We start from the raw sequence: 16,327 nt of genomic DNA, 5'->3' as shown, positions 1-16,327 counted from the left end.
AATCACTCATACCCCACAGGTAAGCCCAACATATCTCGCGTGACTAACACTTTACCTTTTTCCGAAACTCTAAAGCCTTTGGCTTTGTCATGCTCTTGGTTATAGCCAATCACAGTCCCTTCGGGAATAATGCAACCCCTGTCTATAATCGCATTTTTGATTTTGCAATTTCGTAGCACCACCACATCAGGCAAGATAACCGAGTCTTCGACACTGGAAAATGAACACACTCGCACTTCATTAAATAGCACACTGCGGCGCACCGTTGAGCCAGAGATAATGCAGCCACCAGAAATAATCGAGTCCAATGCCATGCCGCGACGTTCATCATCGTCAAATACAAATTTAGCTGGCGGCAGTTGCTCTTGATACGTCCAAATCGGCCACTTGGCGTCATAAAGGTTAAGTGCTGGTGTCGGTGATAGCAGCTCCATATTGGCTTGCCAAAACGAATCTAATGTCCCCACATCACGCCAGTAAGCTTCCTCGTTCGGAAAGGCACTGCGAAAACGGTGGGCAAACACTTGGTGCTCTTTAATAATGGCTGGAATGATATCCTTGCCAAAATCCCGATCTGAATCTTCGTTTTGAGCATCACGCTTAAGTTGATCAAATAAGAACTCTGTATTAAACACATAGTTGCCCATAGAGGCTAAACACATCTCAGGGTTTTCAGGTAAATGCTTAGGTAGTTCAGGTTTCTCTTCAAAACCTAAAATACGTTTGGTTTCATCCACTTCAACCACCCCAAATGCACCAGCGGCCTCTGCAACCGGAACCTCTAAACAGGAAACTGTCATATCAGCCCCCGATTCAACGTGAGTTGCCAACAACCCCGCATAATCCATGCGATATACGTGATCGCCCGATAATATCATCACGTATTTGGGCAACTCGTGGCGAATAATATCAATGTTCTGAAACACTGCATCAGCCGTACCTTGGTACCAGTTTTCCGAGTAACGTTGTGATGCTGGTAAGATCTCAACCGACTCACCCAGCTCCTTCTTAAAGTGCCCCCAACCGCGCATCACATGACGGATCAGTGAATGAGATTTATATTGAGTCACCACACCAATCTTGCGGATCCCAGAATTAATACAGTTAGATAACGGAAAATCGATAATGCGAAATTTGCCTCCAAAATATAATGAAGGTTTAGCGCGCCAATCCGTCAGTTCATGTAAGCGAGAACCTCTGCCCCCCGCAAGAATAATGGCATAAGTATCGCGGGTTAAGTTACTAATATAACGTGGGTTGGTAATAGTCATTAGCGTTCACTCCTTGAACAAAAATCGAGATTAAGTCGTGCGTTATTTATCTGAGTCTGTATCTGTTCCATGGTTAAGCCTTCCAGATTTCGTCACGATAATTAGCGATGGTGACATCACTAGAGAAACGACCGCTTGCAGCGGTGTTACGGATACTCATTTGTGTCCATGTGATCGGATTTTTATAGGCTCTGGACACTTTCTCTTGCGCTAAACGGTATGACTCAAAGTCAGCGGCTATCATCCATGGGTCATTTTTATTGGTGATGGCATCAATGATTGGTGAGAAGATCCCTTGTTCAAGCAGGCTAAAATGACCACTTTTAAGTAGCGCCAACACTTCACTTAAAGCCGGAGAAGCATCAATAAAATGCTGCGGACAATAATTTTGGCGCTGACGCATCACCTCTTGAGCATCTAGCCCGAACAGGAAAAAATTGTCTTTGCCCACCTCTTCGAGCATCTCAACATTGGCACCATCTAAGGTGCCGATGGTAATGGCACCATTCATCATAAACTTCATATTGCCAGTGCCCGACGCTTCTTTACCTGCTGTCGAAATTTGCTCTGACAGATCCGTCCCTGGGCAGATTTTTTCCATCGCGCTGACGTTATAATTGGGTAAAAAGGCTACGCGTAAATACTTAGATACTGCGGGATCGCAATTGACCATGTGAGCCACATTACTGGCAAGCTTAATGACCAGTTTGGCCATGGCATAACCCGGCGCGGCTTTACCGCCAATCAGTACGCAGCGGGGGACCAGTTCACTGGTATGGCCTTGCTGAATTTGGTGGTATAGATGGATAACATGCAAGATATTGAGTAACTGGCGTTTGTATTCATGAATACGCTTAACTTGCACATCAAACAGCATCTCAACATCAAAATCGACATCGCACTCGGCTTTAATCAATTGTGCCAGCTTTGCTTTATTATTCTGTTTGACCTGGCGCCACTCTTGCAGGAAAGCGTTGTCATCGGTAAAGGCATTCAAGGCATTGAGATGACTCAAATCTGTCACCCACTCATCCCCCAAACGCCTGGTCAGCAATGATGCGAGCTCCGAATTACAATGGGCTAGCCAGCGCCTTGGGGTGACACCGTTTGTCTTGTTATTAAACTTTTCAGGCCATAGCTGATAGAAGTCTTTAAACAACCCTGAAACCAAGAGCTTGCTATGCAGCTCTGCCACGCCATTAACCGAAAAGCTTGCCACAATTGCTAGGTAGGCCATGCGCACATGGGGTTCACTGCCCTCTTCGATAATCGACATTGCCGCCAGTTGCTGTGCATCTCCAGGCCAGTGATGCGCCACTTGCTCTAAATAACGGGCGTTGATCTCATAAATAATCTCTAAAATCCTAGGCAACATGTGCGCCAACATCCGTACAGGCCAGCGCTCAAGCGCTTCAGGTAATAGTGTATGGTTGGTATACGCCATGGTTTGTGTTACCACTTGCCACGCGGCATCCCACTCTAAAAAGTGTTCATCAATTAACAGCCGCATTAACTCAGGAATGGCAATGCTCGGGTGCGTATCGTTTAGCTGCATCACATTAAATTTGGCAAATTGGCTAAAATCATTACCGCGGCGCTGAACCCAGGTTCTCAGTAAATCTTGTAAGCTGGCAGAGCTGAGAAAGTATTGCTGCCTTAAGCGCAGCTCTTTACCGTTTTCACTGGCATCGTTTGGATAGAGCACCATAGTGATCTGCTCAGCCATGTTCTTTCGCGCCACCGCCTCGGTGTAATCGCCTTGATTAAACTCTTCTAAGTCAAAATCATCTGTAGCTTCTGATTTCCATAACCTTAAGGTATTGATACGATTATTTTGATAGCCAGGAACCGGCATGTCATAGGCGACAGCTAACACATCTTGCGTATCTAACCAGACCACATTACGACGACCACTTGGGTCAACATAACTACTGGTGTGGCCAAAAAATGGCACTGTGACATTATGCTCAGCAACCCGTACTTCCCATGGGTTACCCTCTCGAAGCCAGCGATCAGGGCGCTCTACTTGAAAACCCTCCACCAGCTTTTGCGCAAACATACCGTATTCGTAACGAATGCCGTAACCTGTGACGCACAGATCTAAACTGGCGCAGCTATCAAGAAAACAAGCCGCCAAGCGGCCCAAGCCACCATTACCCAATCCTGCGTCATGCTCCATCTGCTCAATCTCTTCGAGCTCTACCGCATAGCTTTGCAACACCTCTTTAGTTTGCTGCAACAGATCTAGGTTCATAACGGCGTTCCCCATGGCCCGCCCCATAAGAAACTCTAATGACAGGTACGCCACCTGCTTACGCTCAAACTGACAATCGGCTTGACGAGTGGCGCGCCAGCTTTCAAGCATTTGCTCCTTAACACTTAAAGCCAAGGCATTAAACAACTCTTGCTTGTCATGTAAGTCTCGACCGAGTCCATTATTAACATGACGCTGCATTCTAGCCCCGAGCGAACTGCAAGGGTCAATCGCTTGAATCGCTTCTAGGCCTTGCTCCTGCTCCTTGATTACAGCCGATGTTTTATCTTTGCTTTGTTTTTTAAGCGAGGTCTTAGCGCTTGTTTTTACAGGCGTCGTCATGCAGTCACTCCTTTAGATTGGGCGTAAAACAACATTACACTTCTGTCTTGTAACAATAAGGTTTGTTGGGGCTCGAGCGTAAACTGCGACTTTGCGTCAAGGCAGACTTGGCCGCTAAAATGTTCACTATGAGTATCGATAAGTCGCTGCCATGGGGAGAAATTGGCTAGCGTGGGGGCGGTGAACTGTAATGCTTGCTCGTCGCTATTAAGCATTAACAGTAAGGCTTGTTGCTTACCCGATGTCCCCTCTAATTCACCACTTAAAATAAGACTTAAACTGCGAGTTTGTCCTTCAGCCCAAAGCACCTTACTCATGGGCTCAGCTTGACGGCAAAACCAATGTAACTGTGGTGAATCATCAGAGGAGTCGTTATGGATATAACGCTTGTAACACAGCGCTCTGTAACGTTTTCTTAGCGCGATGAGCGCCTGAGTAAACAGCAAACGTTGTTGCTGCCAATCTGCCAGGTTCCAATTAAGCCAGGTAAGCGGATTATCTTGGCAGTAAGCGTTATTGTTGCCTTGTTGGCTGTGGCCAAATTCATCGCCTGCCAGTAACATGGGCACACCTTGGGACAACATTAAACAGGTCAAAATATTACGCGCCTGTCGATGACGTAATGACTGGATCTCAGCCTGCTCGGTCTGCCCTTCTACGCCGTAATTACTGCTAACGTTTTCTTGGTGTCCATCGCGATTATCTTCGCCATTGGCGTGATTATGACGCTCGCTGTAACTCAAAAGATCTTGTAAGGTAAAACCGTCGTGACTGGTTATAAAGTTGATGCTCGCGCAGGGGCCACGCTTTGACGGCTCAAACAGATCACTTGAGCCATGAAATCGGCGCGCAAGCTCTGGCAACATACCCATATCGCCGCGCCAAAACCGCCTTAAGGTATCGCGATATCGATCATTCCACTCGCTCCACCCTTGTGGATAGCCCCCCAACTGATAACCGCCCGGACCAATGTCCCATGGCTCAGCGATCAATTTCACTCGATTAAGCACGGGATCTTGCGCGATAGCATCAAAAAAACCGGATCCCGGATCAAATCCATAGGCCTCCCGCCCAAGCGCGCTGGCCAGATCAAACCGAAAACCATCAACCCCCATCACCTCGACCCAATATCGTAACGAGTCGAGAACCAATTGTAACACCCGCGGGTGAGTGATGTTCAAACTGTTGCCACAGCCTGTATCATTAATATAAAAGCGTTTATCGTTCGCCAGTAAGCGGTAATAGCTTAGGTTATCTATGCCTTTAAAACTCAGCGTAGGTCCAAGGTGATTTCCTTCACCGGTATGGTTGTAAACCACATCGAGGATCACCTCGATACCGGATTGATGCAGCGCGCTCACCATTTGGCGAAACTCGTCAATGTTACCTTGGCTTAAATATGCGTTGTGGGGGGCAAAGAACCCAAGGCTGTTGTATCCCCAGTAATTGGTTAGCTGTTTATCTTGCAGAAACGCTTCGGAGATAAAGCTATGGACGGGCAACAACTCAACTGCGGTCACCCCTAACTGTTTGAGATATTGCAGTACGCTAGGCTGAGCTAAACCGAGAAAAGTGCCTTTAAAACGTGGTTCAATCTGGGGATGCTGCTGAGAAAAGCCTTTTACATGCAGCTCATAGATAATGCTTTGCTCTAGTGCTGTTGGCTCATCTCCACTCATATTGCCGCTATGATTGCCGCTATGACAGCCAACTTCATTATGAAGATATGCAGCTTGAACTATGTGATTGAGTGGGGCTATTGGGGGCAGATTTCGACAATCAACCACCTTACACTTTGGCATATATTGGCTATTATCACGCAGATCTAAGCATAAATCCTGATCGCTACTCTTGTCATAGTTGCCGCTCTTATCATGTGCACTTCCCACATCATCAGCAGTTTGCACCTGATAAGCATAGTGACTTTCGTGCTCAATAAACTCACCCACCCACTGCTTAGCGTAAGGGTCGAGTAACAGTTTGTAAGGGTTAAATCTGTGCCCTGAATGAGGTTCATATAAGCCATCAACCCGGTAACCATAAACCTGAGCGGCATCTACGCCTTGCAAATACACGTGCCAAACCTGTTGTGTGTTTTCGGTCAATACGATTTGCTGGGTTTCAAAACGACCGCTGCGGTCAAATAAACACAGCGTGACTTTGGTTGCATGGGCAGAAAACAGCGCAAAATTAACCCCATTGTCATCTAAGGTCGCCCCAAGAGGGTAAGGTCTTCCCTTCAGTACTTGCACGCTTTAGCCCCGACCTAAGACTAAACAAGCAAGTGGAGCAATCGTGATCTCAGCGCTATAAGCCAGTCCCTGATAGGGCTGTTCTTGCGCTAAAATAACGCCACTATTGCCGACATTGCTGCCACCATAGGCCTGACTATCACTATTGAGTAATTCGATATAATCATGCTTATCGGGTAAACCGATACGAAAGCCTTCATGCACCTGTGGCGTCATATTGATAATAAAGATAATTGGGCTCTCGCCTTTTTTACTATCACCTTGTTTACTATCGACGGCCCTGCTACTGCGCATAAAGCTAAAAATACAGCTTTGGCTGTTATTGCAATCTAACCAACGAAACCCGTCAGGTTCGCCATCTAGCTGCCACAATTGCTCACTCGACTGATAAAGTCTATTGAGATCTTTAAGCCACAATTGCACTCCTTGATGGGGCGCGTATTGCAGTAGATGCCAATCTAAACTCTTGTTATGGCTCCATTCATCACGCTGAGCAAACTCACTGCCCATAAACAGCAACTTTTTACCCGGATGACACCACATAAAGCCATAATAGGCTCTTAGGGTGGCAAATTTTTGCCAATCATCATTGGGGATTTTGTGCAGTAAAGAGCCTTTACCGTGTACCACTTCATCGTGGCTAAGCGCCAAAATAAACTGCTCGGTATATTGGTACACTAAGCTAAATGTCAACTCTTGGTGATGGTGAACTCGGTAAATCGGGTCACGCTTAATATAACCTAAGCTGTCATTCATCCAGCCCATGTTCCACTTAAAGCCAAAGCCCAAATTGTGTGAGCCGTGTCGCTCGGCGTCTTGCGCATCAAGCATATGAGTGACCCCTGGCCAAGCGGTAGACTCCTCGGCTATCATGCAGATCCCCGGAAACGCTTGGTACATGCGCTGATTCAGCGCCTGTAAAAAGTCAATGGCCGCTAAGTTTTCTCGACCACCAAACTCATTAGGCTGCCACTCTCCGGGTTCTCGGCTGTAATCGAGATAAAGCATAGATGACACGGCATCTAACCTGAGTCCGTCAAAATGAAACTCTTTGAGCCAATAGCACGCATTACTCAACAGGTAGCTTTGTACCTCACCGCGGCCATAATTATAGATAAGCGTGTCCCAATCAGGATGTTCCCCCTGGCGAGGATCGTTATGTTCATACAGGCAACTCCCATCAAACTGAGCTAATCCATGGGGATCTTTTGGAAAATGCGCCGCCACCCAATCTAAGATCACTGCGATCCCTGCTTGATGGCAGGCATCAATAAAAGCTTTAAGGGCTTGGGGATCACCAAAACGACAAGTAGGCGCAAACAAGCCAACAGGCTGATACCCCCAAGAGCCATCAAACGGATACTCGCTGATTGGCATTAACTGTAAATGGGTAAAGCCCATATCAACGACATAGGGAATAAGCTGTTCAATCAAGTCTTGATAGTCAAAATACTCTTCACCCTGCTCACCTTTACGCCGCCATGATGCTAAGTGAACTTCATAAATTGACATCGGCGCTTGATGCCATTTGACCTTAGCGCGAGCCTGAAGCCATTGGCTATCTTGCCATTGATATAAAGTTTGCTGCGGCACCAAAGAAGCATTACTTGGCGCAGCTTGCATCGCCTTGGCATAAGGATCGGACTTTTCTAACCGTTCGCCATGGCAGCTAACAATTTCAAATTTGTAATGTTGACCCCCTTTGGCGCTGGGAAGAAAAATCTCCCATAAACCATTGGCCAAATGCTGACGCATAACATGAACGGCGCCGTCCCAATGATTAAAATCCCCTAGAAGCGAGACTCGCTTTGCATTGGGAGCCCATACACAAAAATGCACCCCCTCGATACCTTGAACGCTGCGCCAGTTAGCACCCAGAAACTGGTAAGCGTGCTCTTGTCGACCTTCACCAAACAGATATACGTCATCATCAGCTAACAAACTCGGGAATTGGTAAGGGTCAATAATATCTTCTTGGCTCAAAGGGTATTGCACGCGCAATAGATACAAAAAAGGTTTAACTCTACGCCCCATAATGCCGCTAAATATCCCCTCTTCATTATGTCTCTCTAGGCTGGCAACTTTACGACCTGTTTTATAGCAAATGACCTCAACACTTAGCGCACCACGCAAGAAGCAACGTACACTCAAAGCCTTACCTTGATTAATACTGTGCATGCCTAGCAAACCAAATACGTCTACATATTCGCTATTAAGTAGCGCAATATCGCCACCGCTTTGCAATTCACCAGCATGTTGAGTCATAGCAATAGAGTTCATAGAAGGTTGTCCGTATTGGTGTGGTTTGAATATTCAGAAATTGACGAGCTTGTACTATCAAACGTCTTGTCCCTGCACAGCTCTGAGCCAGTATCACTGCTGCTATGTTGAACTGCGTCCTTAGTATTAGCGGCAAAACCCGCCATGCGACCTGCCGACACTTGCAGCATCAAATGCTGCACGCGGTCATCTTTTGCTATCTCAGCTAATGTTTTAGGTAAGCGTCGCTGCCAGTTAGGGTATTGCTGCCACGTGCCCGGCACATTAACGCTTAAACGCTCTAATGTAAGATCGCACAGCTGTACACTAAATAATTCAGCATTACCGGCTGCACTCACCTTTATCCAAGCCTGTAACAATTGCGGATAATCAATCTCATGTAATTTGCACTGACTAGACATCGCACCTTGGTTGATCAACAGATTGAGCAGTTGTATCTTATTCTTGGCGCGCTCATCTTGTGCAAGCTTAAGCGCTTCATCACTATCAATAAGCTCAAGCGAGCGACGTAAGTACAAGTCGCTACCTTGCCACCAGGCTTTTAATGTTGGGACGTCATGATTGGCTAACATCATTAAACAACGACGTTTATAATCCGCCGGGGGAGTAAACTGATCATCTTGCTTATTGAAATAAAACAATTGGTTTGACATCACCCCAGCAGCTTGCAAGCGACACACTATTTCTGGCGGAATCAAGCCTAAATCTTCACCAATAATCTGGCAGCGAGCACGCTGACTTTCGATGCATAAGATCGCAATCAAGCAATCCTGCGGATAATAAACATAAGCCCCGCCACCAAGCTCGCTATCCTTTGGCCACCACCATAAACGCAGTAGTGACATAACATGATCGATACGAAGGGCCCCGCAAGACTGCATATTCGAGCGTAATAAATCGATAAAATGCTGATAACCAGTGGATTTAAGCGCGATTGGATCAAAAGGAGTCAGTCCCCAGTTTTGCCCCTGAGGTGCAAACTCATCGGGCGGCGCGCCAATACTGGCATGGGTACAAAATAACTCAGGCTGAGACGCGACTTCACAGCTATCGGCCGATACCCCAACGGCAAGATCGCGGACTAGCCCGATAGACATCTGCAACTGTTTAGCGTGCAATTGACACTGGGCTAACTGCTGCTCAGCGATAAACTGCAAGTAAGCAAAAAACTGCGGTTCGTCACGGTTACACTTTTGGGCTGCAGACTGATGCTGGCAAAACTGGTTAAGCGCCGCGCCTTGCTCGCAGACAAATTGTTTAAATAGCCGCGATCTAGGTGTATTAACGTCTAGGTGTTGCTGACAAAATGCCTGATATAACTGTTGATAAACGATGTATTTATAGTGGCTAATATCTCGATAATTTAACCAGTTTGATTGGTTTAACACCCTTTTTAACGCATCAAGACTAGCAACCCCTTTGAAGCTGTCATCACTTACCGATGGCTTATGTGCTTTACTCGGTGCGTAACCACGATTTAATGCCGTTAATAGCGCTTCAAGCTTCAGCAGTTCAAATTCTGCCACTTGCTCAATATTAATATAAAGTGGATTAAGTCGACGTCGATCATCTGGGCTGTAAGGACTCACTGCATCTGGATTGGCAATATCGAGTGCGTGTAGTGGGTTAAGTAAAATAAATGCCCCGCCATGCTTAGCAAGCATATCGATAAGCTGCATTAAGTCGCCAAAATCACCTATCCCCCACTGGTTTTCGCTGCGTAGACTATAAAGCTGAATACTCAGTCCCCAGGCTTTCGTGGGCTTATTGGCATTAGTGGCATTAGTAGATTTAGTAAATTTACTGGCCCGCGCTACCGCTTCTGCTCCCTGAAAAGTCTCAACAGGTGCCACCAGCCAAGTCCCCGTAGCATGCTGCTTGCTCGATTCAGTTAAGGCTTGAGCCAATGACGCTTCAGGTATAGCCCCTAAAGTATCAAGCTCGACACTGACTTTATGATACCCAAGGCCGATGTGAGGTAATTCAATACCCATTAAAGCCGCTGATATTGTTAATCGATAATGCAGATACACATCTGCAGCGATGTGATAATTACCAATAACCTCACAGTGCTCGTTACTGTGCGGCGTACAACTAAATTGATAACACTCACCGCATTCAAGCTGCAGCTTAATATTAAGCACCTGCCGATAAGTTTGTGGCAGATAAACCTCTAGGGTTAGCTGGTTAATATCGCAATGCTGAAATACCGGTAATAGTTGTGTCCAAGGTTTAGCATCAAGTAGATAGTTTCTTTGCTCTATCCATGGGGAAGACTGAAGTTGATGACGGCGTACCATTGCGGGTTCACATTTATGCTGCTCATGGGGTGCTAGCATGCAGGCTAATATATTAAGCCTATCCTCCTCTGAGATCCGGATGTGCGCGCCATGGCAGTCGATAAACTCTGCCGCTACGCCTTGCAAATACAGTAACTTTTCTAGCCCCATACCTGTCATCCTTGCACTTCGTCATTCAAAAACTTAATAGAGCAGTTACCATGCCAAAGACAAATAACAGCTTGAAGACAGTTTTATTGCAACAGGGTGACATTATTCATGCTAATAAAATCAGCAAGTTAAATGGGAAGTACAAACAGATGTAATCTACACATCTAAAAAAGGCATTAAACAGTCAGGCAGACATCTGCACAAAATTAGCGCAGCCGCTGACCGTTATTGAACGATATTGAACGATATTAGCCATAAAATAAGAGATTAAGAGCGAAAAGTAATATCAAAATTCAGTAAAGCGAATACCTGAAAAATTGTGCTTAACTGAATACTTGTCTCCATGTCATAAAATTACAAAATTAGTAAGACAGATCCAACTTTCGGGCTATTTTTTAGCTAAATAAACGCCTTATTTGAAGTTGGTCACACCTTTATCAAACTAGTGTTGGTACTTTAATTACCAGAAAAGATAACAACTTTTAACATTAAAAGCGTAATAGGTGATTCTTATGGCTGCTAAATTTTTTATCCCATCTGTCAATATCTTAGGGCAAGATGCTGTTACTGAAGCGATTGGTGACATCAAGTCACTAGGCTTTAAAAATGCATTAATTGTTACAGATAAACCTCTCGTTGATATTGGTCTGGTAGCCCAGGTCACAGACAAGTTGGCAAGCAACAATATTAACTCTGTCATCTTCGATGGTGTACAACCTAACCCAACAGTGGGTAACGTCGAAGCAGGTCTTGAAATATTAACCGCTAACAACTGTGATTTCGTGATATCTCTTGGTGGTGGCTCGCCACATGACTGCGCAAAAGGCATCGCATTAGTTGCAACCAATGGTGGCAGCATTAAAGATTATGAAGGTTTAGATGTATCAACTAAGCCACAACTTCCCCTCGTTGCCATCAACACCACCGCAGGCACTGCGAGTGAAATGACCCGTTTCTGCATCATTACCGATGAAGAGCGTCATATTAAGATGGCCATCGTAGATAAGAACACGACCCCCATTCTTTCCGTAAACGATCCTGAGTTAATGCTACTAAAGCCTGCAGGCCTAACCGCAGCAACTGGTATGGATGCATTAACCCACGCCATCGAGGCTTACGTATCGATTGCCGCGAACCCAATAACGGATGCGTGCGCGATTAAAGCGATTGAGCTCATTCAAGCAAACTTGGTCGAGGCCGTTGAAAACGGTCAAAGCATTGAAGCGCGCGATCAAATGGCATACGCACAGTTCTTAGCCGGTATGGCATTTAACAATGCGAGCCTTGGTTATGTGCATGCAATGGCGCACCAACTCGGCGGTTTCTATGACCTACCACATGGCGTATGTAACGCATTACTACTGCCTCATGTGCAAGCCTACAACGCACAAGTGGTGCCCGCTCGTCTAAAAGATGTGGCCAAAGCCATGGGTGTTGATGTCACAGCAATGAGTGATGAGCAAGGTGCACAAGCTGCAATTGAAGCCATTAAAACGCTATCTGTTGCAGTCAATATCCCAGAAAACCTCACCAAACTTGGGGTCAAGGCTGAAGATATTGCAACACTTGCTGACAATGCACTTAAAGATGCATGTGGTTTTACCAACCCTAAGCAAGCGACTCACGCAGAGATCTGCCAAATTTTTACTAATGCGCTTTAGTTAAGAAACAATAGTAAGAAGTAAGAAGTAAGAAGCAATAGTTAATGCGCTTTAGTTAAGAACAATAGTTAATACGCATTAACTCGCTCTAAAAAGTCAAAGTCTAGTTTTACCCAGAGCAAACACTTAACGGTTAAGTAAGAGGTGAAAGGTCGCAAGCAAATTTAGCTCCCATAATTTGACTTGCGCCTTTTATGCTCTTCTCATTCGATAATGAGTCGTTAACCATATTGCCGACAATCTGCTCTAGATTTAATTTTTTTAGAAAAAAAACTGCTAATTTTTAACAATGTGTAGCAAAAGAGTACTACTTTAAGATTATTTTAATGTTGGAGGTAGGATACAAAGCGATACATGTTTGGTATAATTATTTGGTTCGCTTTTTCCCTGCAAAAGTTAAAGCAAGCTTAGAAACCCACTCCTCGGAGTGGGTTTTTTCCTTTCTGCAGCAATTTAACCGCACCACTTCGCGCCATTTCATAAAGTACATTCTAAATCATAACAATATTGATTGTGGTTATGCATGCTAGCGCCAACGACCAAGGCAGACCTTACTTTCATAACCGATACTCGCTTAAGTCCCACAATCACTCTGCATAAAAAAGCCTGCTTTGCAGCAGGCAATTTAGTTAAAGCGATAACCGTAGGCTAATGTCTTATGACTTTACTTGATGCTCTTGAACTTGAGACTCCTCAGGTTCTTTAGGTAAGCCTTTAGCCCTTTCACGCATCTTTTGCATGATAACGTAAAATACCGGTACTAATAGCGTACCCACAATAGTGGCCGCTAACATACCGCCAAACACAGAGTAACCCAACGCGCGGCGGCTTCCAGAGCCTGCGCCCGTCGCTATCACTAATGGCAATACCCCTAAAAGGAATGAGAACGCCGTCATCAATACTGCACGAAAGCGTAATCGCGCCGCCGTCTGTGCAGCTTCAATGATACTCTTACCCTCTTCGTGCAACTGTTTAGCAAACTCCACAATCAAAATCGCATTCTTACAGGCAAGACCAATCAAGAGCACCAAACCAATCTGAGCATAGAGGTTTAAGTCTGACCCCACTAACAAGATGTTGAGGAATGCTCCTAATACCGCTATTGGTACCGCTAGAATAACGGCAAATGGAATTGTCCAACTCTCGTACTGAGCCACTAGAAATAGGTAAGTAAACACTAACGCCAACGAGAAAATCAGCGGTGCTAGGTTACCCGCTTTAATCTCTTGATAAGTTTGTCCTGTCCACTCAAAGGTGTAACCAGCCGGAAGCGACTCGTTGGCCGCGCGCTCCATTGCCGTAATCGCATCACCCGAACTAAAGCCGGGAGCCGGAAAACCATTAATCGTGGTCGAACTAAACATGTTGTAGTTATTCATCACGTCAGGCCCCAAAATTGGTGTCACTGTCACCAACGTACTTAAGGGGACCATCTCGCCAGTCTTAGAGCGCACATAGAAACGTGAAATATCTCTATCGGAGTTACGGTACTCTGATTCTGCCTGCAAAATAACTCTAAACACCTTACCGAAACGGTTAAAGTCATTGACGTACATAGAGCCAAGCATGGTTTGCATCGTCGAGAAGATCTCATTTAACGAGATCCCCAGTGCTTTAGCTTTATCTCTATCAACATCAACAAACATTTGTGGCACATCGGCGCGGAAATTACTAAAGGCCATGGCGATTTCAGGTTGCTCATTGGCTTTCATAATTAAAGCACGCATCACAGAGGCCAACTCTTGGGGACTGCGCCCTTGAGTGTCTTGCAATACAAACTCAAAGCCACCCACGCTACCTACGCCAGGAATTGGCGGCAGTGAGAATGCCATCGCCTTCACTGCAGGGTTAGCGGCATATTTAGCTTGTAGCTTAGCTACAATCGCTGACTCAACCATGTCGGGGGATTCACGTTCACTCCAAGTTGATAGAGTGACAATCATCAAACCACCATTTGATGACACTGAACCGGTTAAAATACTAAAGCCACTGGCATGGATCACATTCTCCACCCCCGGTTCGGCAAGCGTTAACTCAACCAGATCTCGCATCACATCTTCGGTACGGTTAAGTGAGGCGCCATCGGGTAGCTGAATATCCACCATGAAGGCTTTCTTATCTTCCATCGGTACAAAACCCGACGGTAACATTTTGGCGACCCCGCCGGTCACAAGGATTAGACCAACATACACCACGCCAACGATGACGAGCTTACGTGTCAGCAACGACACTAACTTCATGTACTTGCCCGTAAATTGTTCAAAATACTTATTAAAGGCAGCATGGAAGCCTTTCGTATGTGTCTTAGGCGGGCGTAGTAATGATGCACAAAGAGCTGGGCTTAAGGTAAGTGCATTAATTGATGAGATAAGTACAGAGATACAGATAGTCACGGAGAACTGGGCATACATCTGTCCAGTGATCCCCGGCATCACAGCCGTTGGTGCAAATACCGCAAGCAATACCAGGGTCGTTGCAATAATCGGCCCTGTGACCTCTTTCATCGCTTTAGATGTCGCCTCTTTAGGTGATAAGCCTTCATCTTGCATCAAACGAGTGACGTTCTCCACCACCACAATCGCATCATCGACGACGATACCAATCGCGAGAATAAGCGCGAATAAAGAAACAGTATTGATACTCATATCAAAAGCAAGTAAGAAGGCAAATGTACCGATAAGCGAAACTGGAATGGCAATAGCAGGCACTAAGGTTGAGCGTGCATCCTGTAAAAAGATAAATACGACAAAAACCACCAGCGCAATAGAGATAAACAGGGTTTGCACCACCTCTTTAATTGAGGTTTCAACAAACTCAGTGGTGTCATACAGCACTTCATACTGCAGATCATCAGGAAAACGCTCAGACAGGTTTTCCATTTCAGCCTTAATCGCTTTACCGACTTCTAAGGCGTTTGCATCTGGTGATTGATAGATGGCGATAATTGCCGATGGCTTGTTATTTAGCTTACCTTGAGCATCATAGGTTTGAGAGCCAAGCTCCACTCTAGCAACATCGCCAACCACCACCTTAGAGCCATCGTTATTAGCTCTAATCATCACGTCGTAAAACTCTTTAGGGTCCTTTAAACGCCCCTTGGTCTGCAATGTATACTGAAATTGCTGTTCAGGATCCACTGGCGCTGCGCCAATCCGCCCTGATGCCACTTGAATATTTTGCTCTTGTAGCGCTGCAATAACATCGGTCGCCGTGACGCCAAGACTGGCCATTTTGTCAGGGTCCAGCCAAATACGCATGGCATAATCCAGTGCGCCAATGACCTGTACTTTAGACACACCATATTGACGCGCTAGCGCATCTTTTACGTTTAAGCCGGCATAGTTAGTAATAAACAGAGAATCAAAAGTTTCATTAGGTGAAACCAGGTTAACCACCATCAGCATGTTAGGGCTTTGTTTTTCGACCTTAACCCCCTGACGCTTTACCTCTTCAGGTAGACGCGGCATGGCCTGCTGCACTCGGTTTTGTACTTTCACCTGAGCCATATCGGCATCGGTGCCTACCTCAAAAGTAACATTTAACGAGTAACTACCATCGTTAGCACTTTTCGACTCCATATATATCATGCCTTCAACACCGTTCACTTCGGCTTCTAAAGGCTGGGCTATGGTGTCTTTGACAATATCAGCGCTGGCACCAGAGTAACTGGTTGATACACTTACTTGTGGCGGTGCTATTTCTGGAAATTCTGACACAGATAACACTGGAATGGCGATCAAACCAACCAAGGTCAAAACCGTTGAGATCACAAAGGCAAATTTCGGCCTGTTAATAAAAAATTCGCTAATCATGACAT

General features: G+C 45.6%; 7 protein-coding genes. 1 reads left to right on the top strand and 6 read right to left on the bottom strand.

From position 1 onward, the window contains the following. Positions 1-2 precede the first annotated feature (2 nt). The 5 genes from glgC to malQ form a co-directional block, all read right to left on the bottom strand. Positions 3-1,265 (bottom strand): glucose-1-phosphate adenylyltransferase, encoded by a 1,263-nt coding sequence (gene glgC, locus ACVBIU_RS10195; RefSeq protein ID WP_447163699.1) that lies wholly within the window; start codon positions 1,263-1,265, stop codon positions 3-5. A 79-nt stretch (positions 1,266-1,344) separates the two neighbouring features. Then, a complete protein-coding gene (locus tag ACVBIU_RS10190; protein ID WP_447163662.1) occupies positions 1,345-3,867 on the bottom strand; it encodes a glycogen/starch/alpha-glucan phosphorylase in 2,523 nt (840 codons plus the stop codon). Continuing rightward, complete coding sequence (gene glgX, locus ACVBIU_RS10185) at positions 3,864-6,119, bottom strand: glycogen debranching protein GlgX (RefSeq protein ID WP_447163663.1); 2,256 nt, start codon at positions 6,117-6,119, stop codon at positions 3,864-3,866. The genes ACVBIU_RS10190 and glgX overlap by 4 nt, the downstream gene beginning before the upstream one ends. Positions 6,120-6,122: 3 nt before the next feature. Continuing rightward, a complete protein-coding gene (gene glgB / locus ACVBIU_RS10180; protein ID WP_447163664.1) occupies positions 6,123-8,399 on the bottom strand; it encodes a 1,4-alpha-glucan branching protein GlgB in 2,277 nt (758 codons plus the stop codon). Further along, positions 8,396-10,849 carry a 4-alpha-glucanotransferase gene (malQ, locus tag ACVBIU_RS10175; RefSeq protein WP_447163665.1) on the bottom strand — a complete coding sequence of 818 codons (2,454 nt, stop codon included), beginning with the start codon at positions 10,847-10,849 and terminating at the stop codon, positions 8,396-8,398. Before malQ ends, glgB begins: the two co-directional genes overlap by 4 nt. 512 nt (positions 10,850-11,361) lie before the next feature. Here malQ and yiaY point away from each other — a divergent pair. Beyond that, positions 11,362-12,510: an L-threonine dehydrogenase gene (yiaY, locus tag ACVBIU_RS10170; RefSeq protein ID WP_447161902.1), complete on the top strand. Its 1,149-nt coding sequence runs from the start codon at positions 11,362-11,364 to the stop codon at positions 12,508-12,510. A gap of 656 nt (positions 12,511-13,166) precedes the next feature. Here the strand turns inward: yiaY and ACVBIU_RS10165 are convergent. After that, positions 13,167-16,322, bottom strand: a complete 3,156-nt coding sequence (locus tag ACVBIU_RS10165) for an efflux RND transporter permease subunit (RefSeq protein ID WP_447163666.1) — start codon at positions 16,320-16,322, stop codon at positions 13,167-13,169. Positions 16,323-16,327 lie beyond the last annotated feature (5 nt).

The sequence above is a fragment of the Shewanella sp. 30m-14 genome (assembly GCF_052977125.1).
This window is presented reverse-complemented; position numbering and strand designations above follow the sequence as displayed.

Excerpts from the sequence above, each read along its gene's own strand:
- ACVBIU_RS10190 (WP_447163662.1), bottom strand. The coding sequence starts at position 3,867 with ATGACGACGCCTGTAAAAACAAGCGCTAAGACCTCGCTTAAAAAACAA.
- glgB (WP_447163664.1), bottom strand. The coding sequence starts at position 8,399 with ATGAACTCTATTGCTATGACTCAACATGCTGGTGAATTGCAAAGCGGT.
- malQ (WP_447163665.1), bottom strand. The coding sequence starts at position 10,849 with ATGGGGCTAGAAAAGTTACTGTATTTGCAAGGCGTAGCGGCAGAGTTT.
- yiaY (WP_447161902.1), top strand. The coding sequence starts at position 11,362 with ATGGCTGCTAAATTTTTTATCCCATCTGTCAATATCTTAGGGCAAGAT.
- ACVBIU_RS10165 (WP_447163666.1), bottom strand. The coding sequence starts at position 16,322 with ATGATTAGCGAATTTTTTATTAACAGGCCGAAATTTGCCTTTGTGATC.